Source organism: Agrobacterium sp. LR_9 (genome assembly GCF_041954855.1).
Taxonomy (GTDB): Bacteria; Pseudomonadota; Alphaproteobacteria; order Rhizobiales; family Rhizobiaceae; genus Agrobacterium; species Agrobacterium leguminum.
Genome location: NZ_JAVAYA010000002.1, coordinates 388372 through 409542 on the forward strand (window position 1 = coordinate 388372; position 21171 = coordinate 409542).

Here is a 21171-nt window from a genome sequence, read left to right on the forward strand (position 1 = left end):
AAGGTCGATCAGGCCTGGGCCTTCTCGATGAACTTTACGGCGTCGCCGACGGTCAGGATCGAGTCAGCTGCGTCGTCGGGGATTTCAACGCCGAATTCTTCTTCGAAAGCCATGACCAGTTCAACGGTGTCGAGCGAATCAGCGCCCAGATCGTCAATGAAGCTGGCGCCTTCGACAACCTTGTCGGCGTCAACGCCAAGATGATCAATTACAATTTTCTTTACGCGTTCTGCGATATCGCTCATGTCGGTTTCCTCGACCTTTATTTTGAAGGGAATGCCTTGCGGCACCCTGCCCTGTTAGAAGCCCTCATGCGCCGTTCAAATCCGGCACTGCTGGCAAACCCGTTCAACCCGGTCCAAGCTAGACATCGTCACGCAAAATCGCAACGGCTTCCTGTCTCTCCGGGACGACTGTTCACAGTCTTGGCCCGCTTAACATGGTTTCAATCGGTCGAAAAGCCTGAAAACGCGCTAAGCACAGCGTATGACAGGCAATTTCGCCGAAAACCAGCCGGCGGGGCCTTGCGGCGCCAGCTACCCAAGAAGGTGCTTAAACAGCGCCGCAATCCTTTTATGACGGTCACAAGTGCCGTCAGATCATCGCCATGCCGCCGTTGACGTGCAGGGTCTGGCCGGTCATGTAGCCCGCCTCGTTGGAGGCGAGGTAAAGAACGGCCGAGGCGACCTCAGCACCGGTTCCCATGCGCTTCATGGGAATGGCGCCCATGATGGCGTCTTTCTGCTTGTCGTTCAGCTTGCCGGTCATCGCGCTTTCGATAAAGCCCGGAGCCACGCAGTTGACGGTGACGTTGCGGGTGGCGATTTCCTGGGCCAACGACTTCGAAAAACCGATCATGCCGGCCTTGGAGGCGCAGTAGTTGGCCTGACCGGGATTGCCGGTAACGCCGACGATGGAGGTGATGTTGATGATGCGGCCGAAACGGCGGCGCATCATCGGATGCGTCAGCTCGCGCGTCAGGCGGAACATCGCCGTCAGGTTCACCTCGATGACGTTATCCCAGTCCTCGTCGCTCATGCGCACGAAGAGGCCGTCCTTGGTGATACCGGCATTGTTGACGAGGATATCGACGCCTTCCAGCTCGGCTTCGGCCTTTTCGCCGAGCGCCTTTACTTCGGCGCGGTCGGCAAGGTTGGCCGGGAAAATCTTGACGCGTTCGCCAAGTTCCGCCGCCAGCGCTTCGAGCTTTTCAACGCGGGTGCCGTGCAGGCCAACGGTTGCGCCCTGGCTGTGCAAAAGGCGGGCGATTTCTTCGCCGATGCCGCCGGTCGCGCCGGTTACGAGAGCCTTGCGGCCTGTCAGATCAAACATGTCCTATTCCTTCTTTAGAGCTTCGGACTGAAAATGTTCAGCGCAGTTGCGCGCGATGAATGCGGCAGCCGGAGTATCCGTCTCAGCCGATGAGGGTGGCAAGAAGCTGGTCGATATCGGCAGCACCGTTGACGGCAACGCCGTTCACCGTCTTGTCGATGCGGCGGGCAAGGCCCGTCAGCACCTTGCCGGAGCCGATCTCGTAAAGCTGCGTGACATTGTTGGCGGCGAACCATTCCACCGTCTCGCGCCAGCGCACCTGACCCGTCACCTGCTCGACCAGCAGCGCGGCGATCTCATTGGCATCGGAAACGGGGGCGGCGCGCACATTGGCGATGACCGGCACGACCGGGTTGTGCTTTTCGACGGCCGCCAGCGCCTCGCGCATGGCTTCCGCCGCCGGCGCCATCAGCGCAGAGTGGAAGGGTGCGGAAACCGGCAGCATGATGGCGCGCTTGGCGCCCTTTTCGGAAGCGATCGCCGCAGCCTTTTCGACGGCGGCCTTGCCGCCGGAGATGACGAGCTGACCGCCGCCATTGTCGTTGGCGATCTGGCAGATGCCGAGAATGGCCGCCTCTTCGCAAATTGCCGAAACAGCGTCATGCTCAAGCCCGATGATCGCCGCCATGGCGCCCTCGCCCACCGGCACGGCGGCCTGCATGGCGTTGCCGCGGATGCGCAGAAGGCGGGCGGTATCGGCAACAGAGAAGGTGCCTGCGGCACAGAGCGCCGAATATTCGCCGAGCGAGTGGCCCGCGACATAAGAAACCGTATCGGACAGTTTGAAGCCGCGCGCTTCGAGAACCCGCATGACCGCCATGGACACCGCCATAAGCGCCGGCTGCGCGTTGGCGGTCAGCGTCAGCGTCTCTTCCGGGCCGTTCCACATGATATCGGAAAGCTTCTGGTCGAGCGCCTCGTCGACTTCCTGAAACACGGCGCGCGCTTCCGGATAGGTATCCGCCAGCTCCTTGCCCATGCCGACGGCCTGGCTTCCCTGTCCGGGAAATGTGAATGCAATACCCATGGGATGTCGTCCTTCTTGTCTGGCCTTGCCTTTATTCTTTCGGACTTCCATTCACATTCCCGCCAGCGAAGTCAAGGCTTGAAGCCCCATGGCAGGCCCATGTCAGGGGTTTTGCCGTCCTGTTTTCCCCTTATCTTTCATCATATTTTTTCTTGCACTGCGGCAATTCCCCATTACTTTCACACCACCTTCCAAACTATCTGGCCAAGCACCGGGACATTTCCATGAAACAGAGACTATTGGGCCGCACGGATATTTCCGTGTCTGAAATCTGCCTCGGCACGATGACGTGGGGCACGCAGAACACTGAAGCCGAAGCGCATGCGCAGATGGATTACGCCGTCGAAAACGGTGTCAATTTCTTCGATACGGCAGAACTTTACCCCACCACCCCCGTTTCCGCCGAGACCCAGGGCCGAACGGAAGACTATATCGGCACTTGGTTTGAAAAGACCGGAAAGCGAGATCAGGTCGTGCTCGCCACCAAGGTTGCCGGTTCGGGACGCGATTATATTCGCGGCGGCCGCGATATCGACGCCGCCGCCATCCGCGAGGCGGTGGATACCAGCCTCAAGCGCCTGAAGACGGACTACATCGACCTCTACCAGATTCACTGGCCGAACCGCGGCACCTATCATTTCCGCGGCGTCTGGAGCTTCGACGCTTCAGGTCAGGAAAAGCAGCGCACGCTTGCCGAAATCACCGAAAAGCTCGAAACGCTCGGCGAACTGGTGAAGGCCGGCAAGATCCGCGCCATCGGCCTTTCCAACGAGAGCGCCTGGGGCACGCAGAAATATATCGACATCGCCGAGGCCAACGGCCTGCCGCGCGTCGCCACCATCCAGAATGAATATAACCTGCTCTACCGCAGCTTCGATCTGGACATGGCGGAAGTCGCCCATCACGAGGATGTCGGCCTGCTCGCCTATTCGCCGCTGGCGGCAGGTCTGCTCACCGGTAAATACCAGAACGGCGCGCGCCCGGCGGGATCGCGCGGCACCATCAACAGAGACCTCGGCGGCCGCCTGCAGCCGCTTCAGGAAGCGCCCGTCAAGGCCTATCTGGAGCTTGCCGCGCAGCATGGAATCGATCCGGCAAAGCTCGCCATCGCCTTCTGCCTGACACGTCCCTTCATGGCCTCGGCCATCATCGGCGCGACGACGATGGAACAGTTGAAGGTGGATATTGCGGCTGCGGATGTGACGCTGTCGGACGAGGTGCTGACGGGTATTGCCGCGATCCATCGGCAATATCCGATGGCGATCTGAACTATCTTCAAACAAAAATCAAATAAACCGTCTTTCAATACTGATTAAATTCTGTATCATTGCCCTCAGCGGCGTATATTTTTATATACGCCGGTGAACTTCAGATGATAATTCAGAATTAAAGAGATATTTTTTCAACGACAAAACATATTATAATTTGGGAGAATTTGATGGCGAAGACGGTCGCAGATATTCTCAAGATAGCTGGCAATGAGTGGAACCATTGGGGTAAGTCCACATGGAACCTTTCTACTGGCGCCAAGAACATCCAGCACAAGGATGACGACCCCGTATTTGCGAAACACGTCATCAAGAACTACAATGCTGTTGGCGGCGGAGCGCCGACTGAAGACGAGATAATGAATGACGAGTATTTCTGGTCTGCCGTCGGAATTTCATATGTCTTCCATGCCGCGCAGTTCAGCAAGAAAGAGTTCCCCTTCGCGCAAGCGCATTCCGTGTGGATCCGCCATTTTATAAAGGCGCGCCAGCAAAATGCGACAAACACCCTTTATCACGGGTATCGCCTTAAAGAGCCCGGCGCGACACCGGATGTGGGCGACATCGTTGGGTACACTTACGAAAAAGTGAGCTTCCAGCAGGCCCAGGGCTACTATGACAAAGTCGGGACATACAAGTCGCATACCGATATTGTCGTCGCCAGACGACCGGGAGAAATCGACGTCATTGGTTTCAACGTTCTCGACTCGGTCACGAAGAAAACGATACCGCTCACCGAAAGCGGCCATATCGCCGATACCACGCATAAATGGTTCGTCGTTTTGAAGAAAAACGCGCTGCACTGACAAAACCATTGCCAAAATGCGAAAAATCCGTATAAGCGCGCTGTTCACAACACCCGGTCCAATTGGCTGGTGGCTGAACGGAGGGCTGGTTCCGGTAACGGAACAGCAGGAACCATAAGGTTTTTCCGGCCTCCCGTGTCTCCGCTCTCGACCGTCTCGAACAACGCTTTTCTTGCTTTAAGGCTCACGCCTTTTCAGGAGCAGTCGTTGAGGCTTAGCGCCGTTGCCGGGTGAAGGACGAAACGCAAGAAAGGCAAAGCTTAAATGGCTCTTTACGAACACATCTTCCTTGCCCGGCAGGATATTTCTGCCCAGCAGGTCGACGCACTTGTCGAGCAGTACAAGGGCGTTATCGAATCGTTCGGCGGCAAAGTCGGACGCATCGAGAACTGGGGTCTGAAGTCCCTCACCTACCGCATCAAGAAGAACCGCAAGGCTCACTACGCTCTCATGGACATCGACGCTCCGGCGGCCGCCATCCATGAAGTCGAGCGCCAGATGCGCATCAACGAAGACGTTCTTCGCTACATGACCATCGCCGTCGAAGCCCACGAAGAAGGCCCGTCCGCGATGATGCAGAAGCGCGACCGTGACGACCGTCCGCGCCGCGATGGCGACCGTCCGGACCGTGGCCCGCGTGAAGATCGTGGCCCGCGCGCACCGCGCGAAGGTGGCTTCGGCGACCGCGAAGACCGTCCGCGCCGTCCGCGCGAAGACCGTGCATAAGAAGGAGTTTTGACCAATGGCTGACGCATCCTCTTCCCAGGCACGCCGCCCGTTCCACCGCCGTCGCAAGACGTGCCCCTTCTCCGGCGCAAACGCTCCGAAGATCGACTACAAGGACGTACGTCTGCTGCAGCGCTACATTTCCGAGCGCGGCAAGATCGTTCCGTCCCGCATCACGGCCGTTTCCCAGAAGAAGCAGCGCGAACTCGCCCAGGCGATCAAGCGCGCCCGTTTCCTCGGCCTGCTGCCCTACGTCGTAGCGTAATGAATTGAAGCGAGGCTGCGTCTTGGCGCGGCCTCGCTTTTTCCTCGAAGCAGCTGACTCTTAATCAGCGGGTCGAGAAATATTCATCCTTCCGCGTTGGGCGCGGATCGATACCATAAAACCCATGTTGGGGATGAGGCTCCAGGGAGCGATCCTCTAACTGCTTTCGTTTCAGCAGGACAGCGAAGTGCAAAAGTTGAACCAGACAGTGCTGATCACCGGCGTTCTCGCCGGCATATGCGCCGCGTTTTTGACGCTTGGCGCAACGGCACAGTCGTCCTTTTCCTTCCTGCTCTATGCCGGTTCCGCCATGCCGATCCTGATCGCAGGCATGGGATGGGGCAATCGCGCCGCCATCGTCGCGATCATCACCACGGCCATCATCGGCGCTCTCGTCATGTCGCCGCTGTTTGCGCTGACCATCGCGATCTTCACGCTGATCCCGGCGGGCTGGCTTTCGCATCTCGCCAATCTGGCACGCCCGGCTTCCGAACTCGGCGGCCCGGACGATCTTCTCGCCTGGTATCCGCTCTCCGGCATCGTCCTGCACCTGTGCATTCTGGTCTCCATCGCCGTCGTCATTCTCGGCTGGATGATCGGTTATGGCCCCGATCTGGTCGCCCGCATGGTCGATATCATGATGACCTCGGTGCAGAACCGTGAGCCGCTGTTCGAACCCAATGCCGAGGCGCTCGCCCAGACGAAATCGCTGCTGGTGCTGATGCTGCCGATCGTGCAGGGCGGCCTGTGGGTCATCCTTCTGTTTGCGGCCTATTATTTCGCGACCCGGGTGGTCGGCTCCTTCGGCAAGGGCCTTCGCCCGCGTGAGGATATCGCTTCCGCGCTGCGCATGCACCGCAACGCCATCTTCATTTTTCTGGCCGGCATCGTCGCCATGTTCCTCGGCGGCGTCGCGGCCATGGTCGGCGCGGTCATCTGCGGCACCTTCGGCGCGGGCTTCCTGATGGCGGGTTACGCCTCGCTGCACAAGCGCGCCCGCGGCAAGGACTGGCGGCTGCCGGTTCTCATTCTCGCATATCTCTCGGCGGTCTTTGTCTTTCCGCTGTTCATCATTCTCGTGTTCGGCCTGAGCGACGTGCGCAGCACGATCTCTCTTACTCCGACGCGGAAAACCGACAATACGAACGAAACCAAACCATAGAAAGGATCAAGAAGATGGACGTCATTCTTCTCGAACGCATCAACAAGCTCGGCCAGATGGGCGAAACCGTAAAGGTTCGCGACGGCTACGCCCGTAACTTCCTGCTGCCGCAGGGCAAGGCGCTGCGCGCCAACGCTGCCAACAAGGCACGTTTCGAAACCGAGCGCGCAACGCTCGAAGCCCGTAACCTCGAGCGCAAGTCGGAAGCCCAGAAGGTTGCCGAGGCTCTGGAAGGCAAATCCTTCATCGTCGTCCGTTCGGCTGGCGAAACCGGCCAGCTCTACGGCTCTGTCGCCGCTCGCGACGTCGTTGAAATCCTCGGCGCAGAAGGCTTCAACATCGGCCGTAACCAGGTTGAACTGAACACGCCAATCAAGACCATCGGCCTGCACAACGTTACCCTTCACCTGCATGCCGAAGTCGAGCTGCAAGTTGAGCTGAACGTTGCCCGTTCGGCTGAAGAAGCCGAGCGTCAGGCCAAGGGCGAAAGCCTCACCTCCGCTGACGCCATCTACGGCGTTGACGAAGACGCGCTGCGTCCGGAAGACTTCTTCGATCCGGAAGCCGATCGCGACGGCGACGACGAGTAAGATTTGGCTTAACGGTCAAAGGAAAACCCCGGATGGAAACATCCGGGGTTTTTTGTTGGGTTGAATTCGCGGAAGAATACCCCCCTCTGCCCTGCCGGGCATCTCCCCCTCAAGGGGGGAGATCGACTCGCGATTAGGTCTCGCCCATCTCAACGTTTGCGAATGAAGTGGTGGCAGTGCCTCTTGCCGATCTCCCCCCTTGAGGGGGAGATGTCCGGCAGGACAGAGGGGGGTGAAGCCGCAGCCACCAAACTTTCCTACTACTTCTCCGCCGTCTCCGCTCCCTCAGGCGCCTTGCTCTTATCCACATGCACCACCACCGACATGCCCGGCGAAAGCTCCGCCGCCAGCGGCTGATCCGCATCGATCACGATGCGCACGCCGAGGCGCTGGGCGATCTTTACGAAATTGCCCGTCGCGTTATCCGGCTTGATGACGGCGAATTCCGAGCCGGTGGCGGGCGAGAACCGTTCCACATGGCCGGTAAGCTTGCGGCGATGCAGCGCATCCACGGCGATCGTCACCGGCTGGCCGACCTGCATGCCCGCAAGCTGGGTTTCCTTGAAATTGGCGATGACCCAGACATCATGCGGCACGACGGCCATCAGTTGCGTTCCGGCGGTGACATATTGGCCGGTGCGGACGCCGACTTCACCGAGCCTGCCATCCACGGGCGCGTGGATTTCGGTATTGGCAAGGTCGATCCTGGCAAGCTCGACGGCCGCTTCAGCATTGGCGACGGCCGCCTGCAGCGAGCTGCGGTTGACGATGATGGTTTGCAAATCCTGCCGCGAAACCTCAAGCGCCGCCTTGGCCTGCGAAAGCGAAGCCCGCGCCTTTTCGAGGGCGGCATGGGCCTCTTCCTGAAGGCTGGAGGTTCCCGCACCGCTCTTGATGAGGTTATCCTGACGGTCGGATGCGAGCTGCGCCTGTTTCAGCGAGGCCTGCGCGCTGTCGACCGCCGCCTGGCTGGAAAGAATATTGGCATTGGCCGCATTTTCCTGCTGGCGGGAATTATCGAGAGCCGCCTTCTGCGTATCGAGCGTTGCTTCCGCCTGCGCCTGCTTCTGGCGGTAGATGCGGTCGTCGATCTTCGCCAGCAGCGCGCCTTGGCTGACCTCCTGATAATCCTTCACCGGCACGTCCACCACATAGCCACTCACCTGCGGGCTCATCGTCGTGACATAACCACGCACGAAGGCGTTGTCGGTCATTTCGACGGTGGAAAGGAACGGCGGCAGCCGCCAGGCGTAAAGCACCAGCGCCACGCCGGCGAGACCGCCGAGCAGCACGAGAATGGAAACGGGGGTAAAAAACTTCTTCAGCATTTTGTCACTCTTGGAATGTTCAAGACTGTGGTGCCGGTGCGGCATCGATTTCTTCCCGGAAAAGGAAAGGACGGATGCGCAGCCATGCAAGGTGGATCAAAAGCGCGGCCAGCGCCAGCGCAGAGACGACGGAGATCAGCAGGAACGTATCATTATAGGCAAGCACATAGGCCTCCTTGCTGACCTGCTGGCCAAGCAGCGACAGCCCCTCGGCCTTCAGCAATGCCGGATCGGTGATGACATGGCTGTAAGCGCCGGAAAGCTGCGAGACGCGCTGGGCGACCATCGGATTGGTGAGCAGGATATTTTCCACCAGAATATTGGAGTGGAATTTCTCCCGCAGCGTCACGAAACTGCCGAGCAGGCCGGTCATCAGCATCGATCCGGTGATCTGGGTAAACAGGAAGATGGTGATGAAATTCACCAGATAGGGCGCACCCCGGGCCAGTGCGGCGGCAAAACCCTTTGCCATGACGGGCGGCAGGAACATGGCCGCGCCAAAGGCGATCATCATCTGGCTGAGATACATCTCACCCGGCCGCGTCAGATTGTTGGACTGGCTATCCATGAACGAACCGGCAGCGATCAGCGCCAGCGCAATCACGTGGGCGGTATCGACGTATTTCGTGAGCATCAGCCACGCACAGGCCGCACCGCCGAGAACGGTCGCCAAAAGCACAAGCGCATAAAGTGTTGTCGTCTGTTCGTTCAGCAGGCCGAGCTGCTGGTAAAAGCTGACCGCCGTTGAGGATTGCTCGGAGGAAACCGCGCGGTAGACGAGCAGGACCGCAATAATGTGCAGGTTGGTTTTCGAGAAAATCCAGCGCAGGTCGAGCAGCGGGTTCTTGCGCGGCAATTCGATGAAAGCCATGAGGGTCAGAAGTGTGATCGACGCTGCCAGAAGGACGCCCAGCCACCATGTTTCGAACCACCAGTAGAACCGGCCGAGCGTGAGCATGACCGCCAGACAGCCGAGACCACCTGCAAACAGAAGATAGCTCAGAATATCCATGCGCTCGATAACTTTCGCGCGCGGCGGCGGCGTGACTTTCAGCACATAGATCATGGCGAAAGCGATCAGCGCGAATCCCACTTCCATGGAATAGAGCGCATTCCAACCGTCGATTTCCAAGAGGGATGGCGAGACGATGCGCGCGAGCGGCGCCGACAGCAGCGTACCGGTCAGCGCTATGCTGAAACCGAGCGAGAATTTCCGCGCAGGCGGAAAGGCCTCCAGAATGTAGAGAAAGCCGAGCGACGAGATCGGTGCGGCTGCCATGCCACTGACAAAACGGATAACGATTGCCGAATGCAGGTCTGTCACGAACAGGTTGAGACAGGAAGCGACGACAAACACGATAATCGAAACTTCGGCGAAAGGCCGCAGGCCATATTGCGCCCGGACCTTGAACAGCGCAATGGAAAAGGTGGCATAGGGCGCCATATAGGCGGCGGAGAGCCAGGCGACCTCGGCCACGGTGGCGGAAAACTCGCCCTGCAACTGGTAGATATTGGCCATGACGAGGTTCATGCCCAGACCCTGGGTAATGAAGAACGACAGGCCCGCGAAGATGAAACACAGCCGCAGCCATAGCGGCCGCTCGGCCGGCTGAGGTGCGGCGGCGGCAGGCTCTGTCACTGTTTCAGCCGCGCCCGAAGCACTCATCGGCGTCACAGCCTCTTCCGGAAGGTCGGCGGGTTTGGAGACCGCCTCGGCATTTCGGGCAGCGGCCTCATCTGCGGTTTGCGGCACCGGGGTACTCACGATTGCGCCCTCCCCGCCGCCAGATGTTGCAGATTGGCCGAAAGCCGGCGCATGACATCGAGCGCCATGGCCAGTTCCTGCGAAGAAATATCGGCGGCAATCTCGGAGCGCAGCGACTTCGCCATCGCCTGCACCGTCTCGGAGGTTTTCTCCCCTTCCGCCGTCATGTGGATGCGTTTGGCGCGGCGGTCGTTCTCATCGGAACGGCGTTCGATGAGGTTCTGTTTCTCCATGCCATCGAGCACCCGCACCAGCGTCGGCGTTTCGATTTCCATTTCCTCGGCAAGCTCCGTCTGCGTCAGCGGTCCACGACGCGAGAGTGCAAAAAGCGCTCGCGCCCGTGCAAGCGTCAGCCCGCTCTCCCCCACCCGCGCATCGAAAAACGCGCGCAGTTTGCGGGTAAAAGCGGAGACTTCATCCAGAAGCTGTTCCTTGTCGGTCTCGCGGGACATGTCAGCAAGCCTTATAATTAGCACACTACTTATTTTCTGCCTATTTATTCGTAAGACTGACGATTTTCAAGTTTCTTTCACGCCGGGTCTGCCATGCGATAAACTCATGGCAGCGAATCACCTTGCCGGAAGGATCCGGCGCCTTGTCCCCAACCCGCCTGTGGATTGCTGGGGACAACTGAAGAAGTGATCGAGCTTCGCAGAGCGGACGTCAGCCTGCCATAGAGTGTTGCAACATTATCATTGACTGCCATGCCCCAGAAAGCCAAACCCGAGGTTCAAGGACAAAGGCAAAGGGAGATCGCGCAAACCATGAACGACGCTGTGAGAAAGATCACCCCCGCGCAACCGGCGGAACCGCATTACCGCGAAGCGCCGAACAACATCGAGGCCGAACAGGCGCTGCTCGGCGCCATCCTCGTCAATAACGACGCCTATTACCGCGTGTCGGACTTTCTGAAGCCCGTGCACCTTTACGAACCGCTGCACCGCAAGATTTTCGAGGTGGCGGGCGATATCATCCGCATGGGCAAGACCGCCAATCCGGTGACGATCAAGACCTTCCTGCCCGCCGACGACAAGATCGGCGATCTGACGGTGGCGCAGTACCTCGCGCGCCTTGCGGCGGAAGCCGTCTCCATCATCAATGCGGAAGATTACGGCCGCGCGATCTATGATCTGGCGCTGCGCCGCGCGCTGATCCAGATCGGCGAGGATGTCGTCAACATCGCCTATGACGCGCCGCTCGACATGCCGCCGCAGGCGCAGATCGAAGACACCGAACGCCGCCTGTTCGAGCTGGCGGAAACCGGCCGTTACGATGGCGGTTTCCAGTCCTTCAACGATGCGGTGGCGCTGGCGATCGACATGGCGGGCGCGGCCTTCGAACGCGACGGCAATCTCTCCGGCATTTCCACCGGCATTCATTCGCTCGACGCCCGCATGGGCGGGTTGCAGCGTTCCGACCTTATCGTGCTTGCGGGTCGTCCGGGTATGGGCAAGACCTCCCTTGCGACCAACATCGCCTACAATATCGCCGCATCCTATGAGCAGGAAGTGCAGCCGGACGGATCGTACAAAGCCAAGAACGGCGGCGTCGTCGGCTTCTACTCGCTCGAAATGTCGTCAGAACAGCTCGCCACCCGTATCATTTCCGAGCAGACCGAAGTCTCCTCCTCGAAAATCCGCCGCGGTGACATTACCGAGGCTGACTTCGAAAAGCTCGTTGCCTGCTCCCAGATGATGCAGAAGGTGCCGCTTTACATCGACCAGACCGGTGGTATCTCGATTGCCCAGCTTTCCGCCCGCGCCCGCCGCCTGAAGCGCCAGCGCGGCCTCGATGTTCTGGTGGTCGACTACGTTCAGCTGATGACCGGCTCCGGCAAGAGCGGCGAAAACCGCGTGCAGGAAATCACCCAGATCACCACGGGTCTGAAAGCGCTCGGCAAGGAACTCAACGTTCCGATCATTGCGCTGTCACAGCTCTCACGTGCGGTGGAAAGCCGCGAAGACAAGCGCCCGCAGCTTTCCGACCTGCGTGAATCCGGCTCCATCGAGCAGGACGCCGACGTGGTGCTTTTCGTGTTCCGCGAGGAATATTACGTCAAGAACATGGAGCCGCGCGATATTTCCGATCCCAAATATGCCGAATGGGAAGCGCTGTTCGACAAGGTGAAAGGCACGGCCGACGTCATCATCGCCAAGCAGCGTCACGGACCGACCGGCACGGTGAAGCTTGCCTTCCAGTCCGAATTCACCCGCTTTACGGATCTGGCCGATCCGAGCTTCAGCCAGTACGAAGAACATTGATCTGGAGCACAGCGAGGGTGATGTATTTTTGCCCTCGCTGCGCCCGTTGCATTTCGAACGCAGAGTCCGGAATCTTTTCAGGACTTTGGCAGGATTTTTTTACAATCCGATTCCGCGTAGCAGCGCCACGGCGGCAACACCGAGCGTTGCGGCCGGCAGAAGGCTGAGGCGCAGCGCCGCGATGGCGGTGATTGCGCAGGCGATGGTTTCCGCCGGCCCACTGGCGAGCGCCGTCGGTGTCACCACGGCCATCAGGACGGCGGGCGGCACCACGCCGAGCGCCTTTTTCAGGCGTGGCGTCAGTGTAAAATGAGTGACCAGCAACAGGCCGCCAAGGCGCGTCGCGACGGTTGCCGCCATCATGGCAAGGATTGTCAGCAGCGTATTCGGATCGAGTGTCATGCCGGCTGCTCCGCCTGTTCCTCGTGGCCAAAGGCGGCGACGGCCAGACCCGCCAGCGCGCCGGCGGCGATATACCAGGCGCCGGGAACCAGCGCGTGGGTGAGACAGGCGGCAGCGGCGCTTGCCAGAAGCACGAAGCCGGTTTCCCTGCCCTTCCAGAACCCCATGAGCAGCACGATGAAGACGGCGGGAAAGGCGAAATCCAGACCGATGACCGACATGTCCCCCACCACCGCACCGAGCAGCGCGCCGGCAAGGGTTGCGAGGTTCCAGACGAGATAGATGGAGAGCGCAGCACCGGTGAAGAAACCCGCCGTCAACCGGCCGGCAATGACACGGAATTCCGACAATGCCCAGGATTCATCCGTCAGCACCAGCATGGCGGCATATTTGCGCCAGCCCCTGAAATCATCCAGCTTGCCGGCTATAGAGGCGCTCATCAGCACATGGCGCAGATTGACCAGCAGCGCCGCAAAGCCGAGTGCGCTCCAGCTTGCCGGATGCGTCCATAAATCCATCGCCACGAATTGCGAACCGCCGGCAAAGACCAGCAGCGACATCAGCGAAGCTTCGAGCGGCGACAGGCCCTTGCCGATGGCGACCGCGCCGAAGACCACGCCGATGGGCACCATGGCGACCAGCAACGGCGCGGCTGCCCGCAATCCCGCGCTGAATTCCGTGCCTTTTCCCGATATGGACATCGCATTCTCCCTTTCGAAAGAGAGGGATTACGCTTGCGACATTGTTCGGTCTTGAACGAAAGTGATGTCAGGCGGTTTTCTGCTGAAGCGCCGCTTTTTTTGTCGCATTTCCGAACGGAAATGCGGGGTTTGAACTCAGGCTACCCGAAACTGCCCCGGTGTGACACCGGTGCGGGCCTTGAAATGTCGGGTGAAATGCGCCTGGTCGGCAAAACCGCACATCGCCGCCACCTCGGCCGGCATCTCGCCGGCGCGCAGAAGCCGGCGCGCCCTGCGGATGCGCACATCCGTCAAATAGGCATGCGGGGTAATGTGAAACTCTTTCCTGAAAGCGCGAATGAGGTGCGCACGGCTGAGACCGGCGATGGAGGCCAGTTCCTCTAGGCCGATATCGGTCTCGTAATTGTCGGAAAGATAATCGCGGGCGGTATAAACCGCCGTTTTCTCGCGTGTTTCGACGGGCAGGATAATGGCGCTGCCGTGCCTGCCGAACAGGGCGGCGAGAACCGAGAACATGCCCTCATCCGCCTCCAGAGCGCCGGATTTCTCCTCCAGCCGCCGATGCGCCATCTGGAAAGCCGCCGCCATCTGCGGATCGCGGGGCAAAAATCTCGGAAAGGAGGGCGTGCCGTGAAACGCCCTGCCCGTCACATCCTCGATAATATCGCGGAGCAAGCCGATATCGGGATAGATCATCCGATAGCGATAACCGCCGCCGCCCGGTGCGCCATCGTGAACCTCATCCGGGTTGATGAGATAAAGATGCCCCGGCCCCGTCTGTTCGGTGGTGCCCTGAATGGTGGAAATTTGCGAACCGCTTTCGATCGCGCCGATCGAGAAGGTATCATGCGCATGCGGCGAATATTCATGGGTCAGAAAAGTCGCGCTCAGGCACTCCATGCCGCCAAAACGCCTGTCGCGCCAGAAACGGGTGGTTTCCGTCGTCGCAATCGGCATGACATCTATGGCCTGTTCCTGCGAAACATTGTGCATAGCGTGAGTTTAAAACATTCCATCCTTACCGTCTTGAACAAAAGTGCTAGGGTCCAAACCGGTTCAAGATCAACCGGACGCATGGCATGACAGACGACTTCGAAGACAGCTTTCCCGAAAACGAAACCGACATTTTCGAGCACGCACCGCTGAGGCTGACCGTCGATCTCGGCGCGCTCGCCGATAATTGGCGGGACATGAAGAAGCGTTCCGGGGGGGCGCGGACGGCGGCGGTGGTCAAGGCCGATGCCTACGGTCTCGGTATCGAGGATTGCGGAGCGACGCTTTACCACGCCGGCGCGCGCGATTTCTTCGTGGCGACGGTGGCAGAGGGCGCGACCCTGCGTTCCTATGCCCCGGAAGCGCGCATCTTCGTGCTTTCCGGCATCTGGCAGGGCCAGGAGCGTCAGGTCTTCGACAATGATCTCGTGCCGGTTCTCGCCTCCGAAGAACAGCTCTCCTTCTGGATGGCGACGGTTGCCGAGCGGGGCGATCACCCCTGCGCGCTGCATGTGGATACCGGCTTCAACCGCCTCGGTCTGCCGCTCGATGACGCGCTGTTTCTGGCTGACGACGTGACGCGGCCGGCGAGTTTCGACCCGGTTCTGGTGCTATCGCATCTCGCCTGCGCCGACACGCCGTCTTCGCCGATGAACAGGGTCCAGCTCGAATCATTCCGAAAGGTTAGCGCCGCTTTCGAAGGCATCGAATCAAGCCTCTCGGCTTCCGCCGGTATCTTCCTCGGCTCGGACTATCATTTCGACCTTACCCGCCCCGGCATCGCCCTTTATGGCGGCGAAGCGGTCGACGGCATGGCGAACCCGATGCGTCCCGTCGCCACAGCCGAAGCGCGGATCATTCAGATTCGCGAAGCGGGCGAAGGCCAGACCGTGAGTTATGGCGGCACCTTTCTGCTGAAGCGCGCAAGCCGCCTTGCCATCGCTTCCGTCGGTTATGCGGATGGATATCAGCGTTCGCTTTCCGGTTCCGGCATTCCGCTGCGCGAAATGGGCCATGGCGGCGCCTATGGCGTCGTCAACGGCCACAGGGTGCCGGTCGCCGGCCGCGTGACCATGGACCTCACCATTTTCGACGTGACGGATGTTCCGGCCAATGCCATCCGTGCCGGCGACTATATCGAGCTGTTCGGTCCCAATGTGCCTGTCGACGAGACCGCGCGGGCGGCCGGCACCATCGGTTACGAGATGCTGACGGGGCTTGGCCTGCGTTACGAACGGCAATATCTGATGGCCGACGACTGAGCAGCGCCTTTAGCCCTTGGAAAGCTGCGGCCACCTGTGCTAGAAGAGAACAAAAGGAGATCGAAATGCCCGAAATCCATTTGAGCGAGCAGGACGAGAAGTTCATCGAGGAGCAGGTGGCGGCGGGCGTCTTTAAGGACGCGGATTCGGTCGTCTCAGCGGGTCTGCGTTTGCTGGGCAGCAAGGAAGGCAAGCTTGTAGAGCTTCAACGACTGATTCAGGAAGGGCTTGATGATGTGGAGGCTGGACGGGTTATGGAGTTCTCCAGTGCAGATGATTTTACTGCACACATTATGAAGCTGGCGGAGGAGCAGAATGGAGCGAAGGCGTCTAGTGGTCACCGCACAGGCGCTGCACGATCTTCTGGCCGATCATAATTACATTGCCCAATTCAATCCCGTTGCTGCCAGACGCTTTCTAGACGACATCAACGGCAAAATGATCTCGCTGGCGCGATATGGGATAACGGGCGTACCTCGAAGTTTCGCGCCGAATTTGCGGGCCTTCCCTTATCGTGAGCGATGCATCTATTTCATTGTCGATGATAATAAAATGTATGTGCTGCGCGTGCTTCACGGCCACCAAGACATTTCCGCCGACCATTTCAAACAAGAAGCAAACTGACATAACATGGCCAAAGCCAAGACCCAATTCGTGTGCCAGAACTGTGGAACGGTTCACACCCGCTGGGCGGGAAAATGCGAAGGCTGCGGCGAATGGAATACCATCGTCGAAGAGGATCCGATGGGCGGCATCGGCTCCGGGCCCGGCAAGGTGCCGAAGAAGGGCAGACCCGTCACGCTCACCTCGCTTTCCGGCGAGATCGAGGAAGCGCCGCGCATTCCGACCGGCATCAGCGAACTCGACCGGGCGACCGGCGGCGGTTTCGTGCGCGGTTCGGCGGTTCTGATCGGCGGTGATCCGGGCATCGGCAAATCGACGTTGCTGATGCAGGCCGCAGCGGCTCTTTCGCGGCGCGGACACCGCATCATCTATGTCTCGGGCGAAGAGGCGGTGGCGCAGGTGCGCCTGCGCGCGCAGCGTCTCGGGGCTGCGGAAACCGATGTGCTGCTGGCGGCGGAAACCAATGTCGAGGATATTCTGGCCACAATTTCCGAAGGCAAGCGGCCCGATCTCGTCATCATCGATTCCATCCAGACGCTGTGGAGCGATACGGCCGATTCCGCCCCCGGCACGGTGACGCAGGTGCGGACCGGTGTGCAGGCGATGATCCGTTTCGCCAAGCAGACCGGCGCGACCATGGTGCTCGTCGGCCATGTCACCAAGGAAGGCCAGATTGCCGGTCCGCGCGTGGTCGAGCACATGGTCGATGCCGTGCTTTATTTCGAAGGCGACCGCGGACATCATCATCGCATCCTGCGCACCGTCAAGAATCGCTTCGGGCCGACCGATGAAATCGGTGTTTTCGAAATGTCGGATCGCGGCCTCAGGGAAGTCTCCAACCCCTCCGAACTGTTTCTCGGCGAACGCAACGAAAAGTCGCCGGGTGCTGCGGTTTTTGCCGGCATCGAGGGCACGCGACCCGTGCTCGTCGAAGTGCAGGCGCTGGTCGCTGCCACTTCGCTGGGTACGCCGCGTCGCGCCGTGGTCGGCTGGGACAGTTCACGGCTTGCCATGATTCTGGCCGTGCTGGAGGCCCATTGCGGGGTGAAGCTCGGCCAGCATGATGTCTATCTGAATGTCGCCGGCGGCTACCGCATTTCCGAACCGGCCGCCGATATGGCGATTGCCTCGGCGCTGGTTTCATCGCTTGCCGGTCTTGCCCTGCCCGCCGATTGTGTTTATTTCGGCGAAATCAGCCTGTCGGGCGCGGTTCGGCCGGTTTCGCATACGGGCCAGCGATTGAAAGAAGCTGAAAAACTTGGCTTTTCCGCCGCACTTCTGCCTTCTGCTTCGGCTGAATTGCCGAAAGGCGGCAAGGGACGCTGGACGGAAATCGAAAGCCTTCCGGACCTCGTGGCCCGCATCGCCGGCTCCGGCAACCGGTTCAAACAGGTTGAGGACGACGAATATTGATCCTTTCGCCAAGGGAAACAGTGGTGTAAGAGGATCGCAAAATTGGCAAGGCAGCGTCTGACAAGGCGTCGCACCTCCGGAGTTGGTATATGCCCATTACAATTTTCGACGGCATCGTCATCGCCGTTGTTCTTTTCTCCGCCCTTCTTGCAATGGTGCGCGGTTTTTCACGCGAGATTCTGTCGATTGCGAGCTGGGGCGGTTCGGTCGCCGCTGCCTATTATCTCTATCCCGTCCTGCTGCCCTATGCGCGCAACTATACCGATGACGACAAGATCGCCATTGCCGGTTCGGCGGGCGTGGTCTTCCTCGTCTCGCTGATCGTGATTTCCTTCATCACCTCGCGCATTGCCGATTTCATCATCGACAGCCGCATCGGCGCGCTGGATCGCACGCTCGGTTTCCTGTTCGGCGCGGCGCGCGGCATTCTGCTGCTTGTCGTCGCGGTCGCCTTCTGGAACTGGCTGGTGGATGTGAAGACGCAGCCGGAATGGGTGACGCAGGCGAAGTCCAAGCCCTTCCTAGACGGGCTGGTGGGCAAGCTGGAGGCGGTTCTGCCTGACGATATCGAACCGCAAATCCGCGCCCGCATCCTCGGAAAACCACAGGAGCCGGCAGCCACGCAGGCGCCTGCGGAAGATGTGCCGGCAACAAATCCGCCGGCAACGAATAATTGACACAGTGTCGCGCCTTGCAATGCATGCAAGGCGCGCTATTTGTGCTAAATATCAAGCACGACACAGACGGACCGACCGGGGGAAATACTCACCGGAGAGGTCTTTCTTTTTTTCTCGGTAGAGAGCAAGGGCAAGCCGGATGATTGAGCCGCTTTCGCATTCCCCGTTCCCGGGGGCCACTTTCAAGGAAGAGATTGACGGCGACACGCTGCATGAAGAATGCGGCGTGTTCGGCATTCTCGGCCATGCCGACGCCTCGGCGCTGACCGCTCTCGGGCTGCATGCGCTTCAGCATCGTGGCCAGGAAGCAGCGGGCATCGTCTCCTTCGACGGTAAGCGCTTCCATCAGGAACGCCATATGGGCCTCGTCGGCGATCATTATACCGATCCCGCAACCCTTGCCCGCCTGCCCGGCTCCATCGCCATTGGCCACACCCGTTATTCCACGACAGGCGAAGTTGCGATGCGCAACGTGCAGCCGCTGTTTGCCGAACTGGAAGAAGGCGGCATTTCCATTGCCCATAACGGCAATTTCACCAACGGCCTGACGCTTCGCCGCCAGATCATCGCCACCGGCGCCATCTGTCAGTCGACGTCGGATACCGAAGTCGTCCTTCACCTCATCGCCCGCTCGCGCCACTCCTCCACCGCCGATCGTTTCATCGACGCCATCCGCCAGATGGAAGGCGGTTATTCGATGCTGGCGATGACGCGCACCAAGCTTATTGCCGCGCGTGACCCGATCGGCATCCGCCCGCTGGTCATGGGCGAGCTGGATGGCAAGCCGATCTTCTGCTCGGAAACCTGCGCTCTCGATATCATCGGTGCGAAGTTCGTTCGTGACGTGGAGAACGGCGAAGTCATCATCTGCGAAATCCAGCCTGACGGTTCGATCACCATCGATGCGCGCAAGCCTTCGAAGCCGCAGCCGGAGCGTCTCTGCCTGTTCGAATATGTCTATTTCGCCCGCCCCGATTCCGTCGTCGGCGGCCGCAACGTCTATACGACGCGCAAGAACATGGGCATGAACCTGGCCAAGGAAGCGCCGCTGGAAGCCGATGTGGTGGTTCCGGTTCCCGATGGCGGCACGCCGGCAGCACTCGGTTTTGCGCAGGAAAGCGGTATTCCTTTCGAATACGGCATCATCCGCAACCATTATGTCGGCCGTACCTTCATCGAGCCGACGCAGCAGATCCGCGCTTTCGGCGTCAAGCTCAAGCATTCCGCCAACCGGGCGATGATCGAGGGCAAGCGCGTGGTGCTGGTGGATGATTCCATCGTGCGCGGCACGACCTCGGTGAAGATCGTGCAGATGATCCGCGAGGCGGGCGCCAAGGAAGTGCATATCCGCGTTGCGAGCCCGATGATCTTCCATCCGGACTTCTACGGCATCGACACGCCGGACGCAGACAAGCTGCTCGCCAACCAATATGCCGATGTCGAGGCGATGGCGAAATATATCGGCGCCGATTCGCTGGCCTTCCTGTCCATCGACGGACTTTACCGCGCCGTTGGCGGCGAAAACCGCAACCCGGCCCGTCCGCAGTTCACGGACCATTATTTCACCGGCGATTACCCGACCCGCCTTCTCGACCAGAATGGCGAGGCGATGGGCAGCAAGATTTCCATGCTGGCCAGCAACGGCTGATACGCCTCACACAAGCGGCCATCCGGCTTCCGGTGGCCGCTTTTTTCTTGCCTTTTGTTCAGGTCATCGCATGCGACGATATGATCGCTTGCGAAAAGCCAGCGGCGCTTCGTAGAAGGAAGCGCAATCATTTCGGGGGAGACAATGACGACTATCGATCTCAAGGGCCGCATCGCTCTCGTTACCGGCGCATCGCGCGGCATCGGCTATTTCACGGCGCTGGAGCTCGCCAAGGCCGGGGCGCATGTCATCGCCTGCGCCCGCACGGTGGGCGGCCTTGAGGAGCTGGACGACGCCATAAAGGCCGTCGGCGGCACGGCGACGCTGGTTCCCTTCGATCTCTCCGACATGAAGGCCATCGATGCGCTGGGCGCGAATATCTTCGAGCGCTGGGGCAAGCTCGATATTCTCGTCGCCAATGCCGGCGTTCTCGGCGTCATCTCGCCGGTTGGCCATATCGAGGCGAAAGTCTTCGAAAGGGTCATGAACATCAACGTCACCGCCACCTGGCGACTGATCCGCTCGGTCGAACCGCTGCTTCTGAAGTCGGATGCCGGCCGCGCGCTGATCCTGTCCTCGGGCGCCGCCCATAGCTGTCGCCCCTTCTGGGGTGTCTATTCCACCTCCAAGGCGGCAGTCGAAGCGCTGGCCCGCACCTGGGCGGCGGAAACGCAGAAGAGCGCGCTTCGCGTCAACAGCATCAATCCAGGCGCCACGCGCACGGCGATGCGCGCGCAGGCCATGCCCGGCGAAGACCCGGCCACCGTGCCGCATCCATCTGAGGTGGCCGCAGCCATTCTTCCGCTCGCCTCGCCCGATCTCAAAGAGACCGGTAAACTCTTCGTCGTGCGCGAAGGAAAATTCGTGGATTACCGTCAGCCAGAGTGAATATTTTCCGCTCGGGGCGGCGGTTTGGCCACC

At 60.0% G+C, this 21171-nt stretch carries 23 protein-coding genes; 14 read left to right on the forward strand and 9 right to left on the reverse strand.

Annotated features, from left to right (window positions below; all coding sequences use genetic code 11):
• Nucleotides 1–8: 8 nt before the first annotated feature.
• The 3 genes from RAC79_RS04320 to fabD form a co-directional block, all read right to left on the reverse strand.
• Nucleotides 9–245 carry an acyl carrier protein gene (locus tag RAC79_RS04320; RefSeq protein WP_003502080.1) on the reverse strand — a complete coding sequence of 79 codons (237 nt, stop codon included), beginning with the start codon at nucleotides 243–245 and terminating at the stop codon, nucleotides 9–11.
• A gap of 349 nt (nucleotides 246–594) precedes the next feature.
• Nucleotides 595–1332: a 3-oxoacyl-[acyl-carrier-protein] reductase gene (gene fabG / locus RAC79_RS04325; protein ID WP_003520726.1), complete on the reverse strand. Its 738-nt coding sequence runs from the start codon at nucleotides 1330–1332 to the stop codon at nucleotides 595–597.
• Nucleotides 1333–1414: 82 nt separating this feature from the next.
• Complete coding sequence (gene fabD, locus RAC79_RS04330; RefSeq protein WP_065654087.1) at nucleotides 1415–2359, reverse strand: ACP S-malonyltransferase; 945 nt, start codon at nucleotides 2357–2359, stop codon at nucleotides 1415–1417.
• Between the two features lie 224 nt (nucleotides 2360–2583).
• On the opposite strand from fabD, the gene RAC79_RS04335 reads away from it, so the two are divergent.
• From RAC79_RS04335 to rplI, 6 genes are all read left to right on the forward strand, one after another.
• On the forward strand, nucleotides 2584–3627 hold the full coding sequence (locus RAC79_RS04335) for an aldo/keto reductase (RefSeq protein WP_174039024.1): 1044 nt from the start codon (nucleotides 2584–2586) through the stop codon (nucleotides 3625–3627).
• A gap of 170 nt (nucleotides 3628–3797) precedes the next feature.
• Nucleotides 3798–4433, forward strand: coding sequence for a DUF2272 domain-containing protein (locus RAC79_RS04340; RefSeq protein WP_125145873.1), 636 nt, complete (start codon nucleotides 3798–3800; stop codon nucleotides 4431–4433).
• Nucleotides 4434–4697: 264 nt separating this feature from the next.
• Nucleotides 4698–5159, forward strand: coding sequence for a 30S ribosomal protein S6 (gene rpsF, locus RAC79_RS04345; RefSeq protein ID WP_003520723.1), 462 nt, complete (start codon nucleotides 4698–4700; stop codon nucleotides 5157–5159).
• Between the two features lie 16 nt (nucleotides 5160–5175).
• Complete coding sequence (rpsR, locus tag RAC79_RS04350) at nucleotides 5176–5424, forward strand: 30S ribosomal protein S18 (protein ID WP_003502063.1); 249 nt, start codon at nucleotides 5176–5178, stop codon at nucleotides 5422–5424.
• A 187-nt stretch (nucleotides 5425–5611) separates the two neighbouring features.
• Nucleotides 5612–6586 carry a DUF2232 domain-containing protein gene (locus RAC79_RS04355; protein WP_065654091.1) on the forward strand — a complete coding sequence of 325 codons (975 nt, stop codon included), beginning with the start codon at nucleotides 5612–5614 and terminating at the stop codon, nucleotides 6584–6586.
• A gap of 14 nt (nucleotides 6587–6600) precedes the next feature.
• Nucleotides 6601–7176, forward strand: a complete 576-nt coding sequence (rplI, locus tag RAC79_RS04360) for a 50S ribosomal protein L9 (protein WP_003520720.1) — start codon at nucleotides 6601–6603, stop codon at nucleotides 7174–7176.
• A 260-nt stretch (nucleotides 7177–7436) separates the two neighbouring features.
• On the opposite strand, the gene RAC79_RS04365 is transcribed toward rplI, so the two are convergent.
• Genes RAC79_RS04365 through RAC79_RS04375 form a run of 3 tightly spaced genes read right to left on the reverse strand, consistent with a single transcriptional unit; the run spans nucleotide 7437 to nucleotide 10721 of the window.
• Complete coding sequence (locus RAC79_RS04365; RefSeq protein ID WP_174035856.1) at nucleotides 7437–8504, reverse strand: HlyD family secretion protein; 1068 nt, start codon at nucleotides 8502–8504, stop codon at nucleotides 7437–7439.
• Between the two features lie 19 nt (nucleotides 8505–8523).
• On the reverse strand, nucleotides 8524–10269 hold the full coding sequence (locus tag RAC79_RS04370; protein WP_174039023.1) for an MFS transporter: 1746 nt from the start codon (nucleotides 10267–10269) through the stop codon (nucleotides 8524–8526).
• Entirely contained in the window at nucleotides 10266–10721 is a 456-nt protein-coding gene (locus RAC79_RS04375) for a MarR family winged helix-turn-helix transcriptional regulator (RefSeq protein WP_065654093.1), read from the reverse strand. The genes RAC79_RS04370 and RAC79_RS04375 overlap by 4 nt, the downstream gene beginning before the upstream one ends.
• 312 nt (nucleotides 10722–11033) lie before the next feature.
• On the opposite strand from RAC79_RS04375, the gene RAC79_RS04380 reads away from it, so the two are divergent.
• A complete protein-coding gene (locus RAC79_RS04380; RefSeq protein ID WP_003520716.1) occupies nucleotides 11034–12530 on the forward strand; it encodes a replicative DNA helicase in 1497 nt (498 codons plus the stop codon).
• A gap of 99 nt (nucleotides 12531–12629) precedes the next feature.
• Here the strand turns inward: RAC79_RS04380 and RAC79_RS04385 are convergent, their stop codons facing one another.
• From RAC79_RS04385 to RAC79_RS04395, 3 genes are all read right to left on the reverse strand, one after another.
• Nucleotides 12630–12932, reverse strand: a complete 303-nt coding sequence (locus tag RAC79_RS04385) for an AzlD family protein (protein WP_003520714.1) — start codon at nucleotides 12930–12932, stop codon at nucleotides 12630–12632.
• Nucleotides 12929–13633: an AzlC family ABC transporter permease gene (locus RAC79_RS04390; RefSeq protein WP_065654095.1), complete on the reverse strand. Its 705-nt coding sequence runs from the start codon at nucleotides 13631–13633 to the stop codon at nucleotides 12929–12931. The genes RAC79_RS04385 and RAC79_RS04390 overlap by 4 nt, the downstream gene beginning before the upstream one ends.
• Before the next feature lie 135 nt (nucleotides 13634–13768).
• Nucleotides 13769–14626 (reverse strand): AraC family transcriptional regulator, encoded by an 858-nt coding sequence (locus tag RAC79_RS04395; RefSeq protein WP_161987832.1) that lies wholly within the window; start codon nucleotides 14624–14626, stop codon nucleotides 13769–13771.
• A gap of 86 nt (nucleotides 14627–14712) precedes the next feature.
• Here RAC79_RS04395 and alr point away from each other — a divergent pair, with 86 nt between their 5' ends.
• The 7 genes from alr to RAC79_RS04430 all read left to right on the forward strand — a co-directional run bounded on the left by alr (nucleotide 14713) and on the right by RAC79_RS04430 (nucleotide 21138).
• Complete coding sequence (alr, locus tag RAC79_RS04400) at nucleotides 14713–15888, forward strand: alanine racemase (protein ID WP_142844816.1); 1176 nt, start codon at nucleotides 14713–14715, stop codon at nucleotides 15886–15888.
• Nucleotides 15889–15953: 65 nt separating this feature from the next.
• Nucleotides 15954–16265 carry a type II toxin-antitoxin system ParD family antitoxin gene (locus RAC79_RS04405; RefSeq protein WP_142844815.1) on the forward strand — a complete coding sequence of 104 codons (312 nt, stop codon included), beginning with the start codon at nucleotides 15954–15956 and terminating at the stop codon, nucleotides 16263–16265.
• On the forward strand, nucleotides 16222–16512 hold the full coding sequence (locus RAC79_RS04410; protein WP_142844814.1) for a type II toxin-antitoxin system RelE/ParE family toxin: 291 nt from the start codon (nucleotides 16222–16224) through the stop codon (nucleotides 16510–16512). The genes RAC79_RS04405 and RAC79_RS04410 overlap by 44 nt, the downstream gene beginning before the upstream one ends.
• Before the next feature lie 6 nt (nucleotides 16513–16518).
• Entirely contained in the window at nucleotides 16519–17925 is a 1407-nt protein-coding gene (gene radA / locus RAC79_RS04415) for a DNA repair protein RadA (RefSeq protein WP_035217985.1), read from the forward strand.
• Between the two features lie 89 nt (nucleotides 17926–18014).
• On the forward strand, nucleotides 18015–18602 hold the full coding sequence (locus RAC79_RS04420) for a CvpA family protein (RefSeq protein WP_035261832.1): 588 nt from the start codon (nucleotides 18015–18017) through the stop codon (nucleotides 18600–18602).
• Nucleotides 18603–18741: 139 nt separating this feature from the next.
• Nucleotides 18742–20250: an amidophosphoribosyltransferase gene (gene purF, locus RAC79_RS04425; protein WP_003520704.1), complete on the forward strand. Its 1509-nt coding sequence runs from the start codon at nucleotides 18742–18744 to the stop codon at nucleotides 20248–20250.
• 144 nt (nucleotides 20251–20394) lie between these two features.
• Nucleotides 20395–21138, forward strand: a complete 744-nt coding sequence (locus RAC79_RS04430) for an SDR family NAD(P)-dependent oxidoreductase (RefSeq protein WP_174044163.1) — start codon at nucleotides 20395–20397, stop codon at nucleotides 21136–21138.
• Nucleotides 21139–21171: the final 33 nt, after the last annotated feature.

What these genes read in the sequence shown, in the direction of transcription:
- RAC79_RS04430 (WP_174044163.1), top strand. Translation starts at nt 20,395, where the DNA reads ATGACGACTATCGATCTCAAGGGCCGCATCGCTCTCGTTACCGGCGCA.
- RAC79_RS04380 (WP_003520716.1), top strand. Translation starts at nt 11,034, where the DNA reads ATGAACGACGCTGTGAGAAAGATCACCCCCGCGCAACCGGCGGAACCG.
- RAC79_RS04375 (WP_065654093.1), bottom strand. Translation starts at nt 10,721, where the DNA reads ATGTCCCGCGAGACCGACAAGGAACAGCTTCTGGATGAAGTCTCCGCT.
- RAC79_RS04385 (WP_003520714.1), bottom strand. Translation starts at nt 12,932, where the DNA reads ATGACACTCGATCCGAATACGCTGCTGACAATCCTTGCCATGATGGCG.
- RAC79_RS04390 (WP_065654095.1), bottom strand. Translation starts at nt 13,633, where the DNA reads ATGTCCATATCGGGAAAAGGCACGGAATTCAGCGCGGGATTGCGGGCA.
- purF (WP_003520704.1), top strand. Translation starts at nt 18,742, where the DNA reads ATGATTGAGCCGCTTTCGCATTCCCCGTTCCCGGGGGCCACTTTCAAG.
- rpsF (WP_003520723.1), top strand. Translation starts at nt 4,698, where the DNA reads ATGGCTCTTTACGAACACATCTTCCTTGCCCGGCAGGATATTTCTGCC.
- RAC79_RS04420 (WP_035261832.1), top strand. Translation starts at nt 18,015, where the DNA reads ATGCCCATTACAATTTTCGACGGCATCGTCATCGCCGTTGTTCTTTTC.
- RAC79_RS04320 (WP_003502080.1), bottom strand. Translation starts at nt 245, where the DNA reads ATGAGCGATATCGCAGAACGCGTAAAGAAAATTGTAATTGATCATCTT.
- fabD (WP_065654087.1), bottom strand. Translation starts at nt 2,359, where the DNA reads ATGGGTATTGCATTCACATTTCCCGGACAGGGAAGCCAGGCCGTCGGC.
- rplI (WP_003520720.1), top strand. Translation starts at nt 6,601, where the DNA reads ATGGACGTCATTCTTCTCGAACGCATCAACAAGCTCGGCCAGATGGGC.
- RAC79_RS04395 (WP_161987832.1), bottom strand. Translation starts at nt 14,626, where the DNA reads ATGCACAATGTTTCGCAGGAACAGGCCATAGATGTCATGCCGATTGCG.
- RAC79_RS04340 (WP_125145873.1), top strand. Translation starts at nt 3,798, where the DNA reads ATGGCGAAGACGGTCGCAGATATTCTCAAGATAGCTGGCAATGAGTGG.
- RAC79_RS04365 (WP_174035856.1), bottom strand. Translation starts at nt 8,504, where the DNA reads ATGCTGAAGAAGTTTTTTACCCCCGTTTCCATTCTCGTGCTGCTCGGC.
- alr (WP_142844816.1), top strand. Translation starts at nt 14,713, where the DNA reads ATGACAGACGACTTCGAAGACAGCTTTCCCGAAAACGAAACCGACATT.
- rpsR (WP_003502063.1), top strand. Translation starts at nt 5,176, where the DNA reads ATGGCTGACGCATCCTCTTCCCAGGCACGCCGCCCGTTCCACCGCCGT.
- RAC79_RS04405 (WP_142844815.1), top strand. Translation starts at nt 15,954, where the DNA reads ATGCCCGAAATCCATTTGAGCGAGCAGGACGAGAAGTTCATCGAGGAG.
- radA (WP_035217985.1), top strand. Translation starts at nt 16,519, where the DNA reads ATGGCCAAAGCCAAGACCCAATTCGTGTGCCAGAACTGTGGAACGGTT.
- fabG (WP_003520726.1), bottom strand. Translation starts at nt 1,332, where the DNA reads ATGTTTGATCTGACAGGCCGCAAGGCTCTCGTAACCGGCGCGACCGGC.
- RAC79_RS04335 (WP_174039024.1), top strand. Translation starts at nt 2,584, where the DNA reads ATGAAACAGAGACTATTGGGCCGCACGGATATTTCCGTGTCTGAAATC.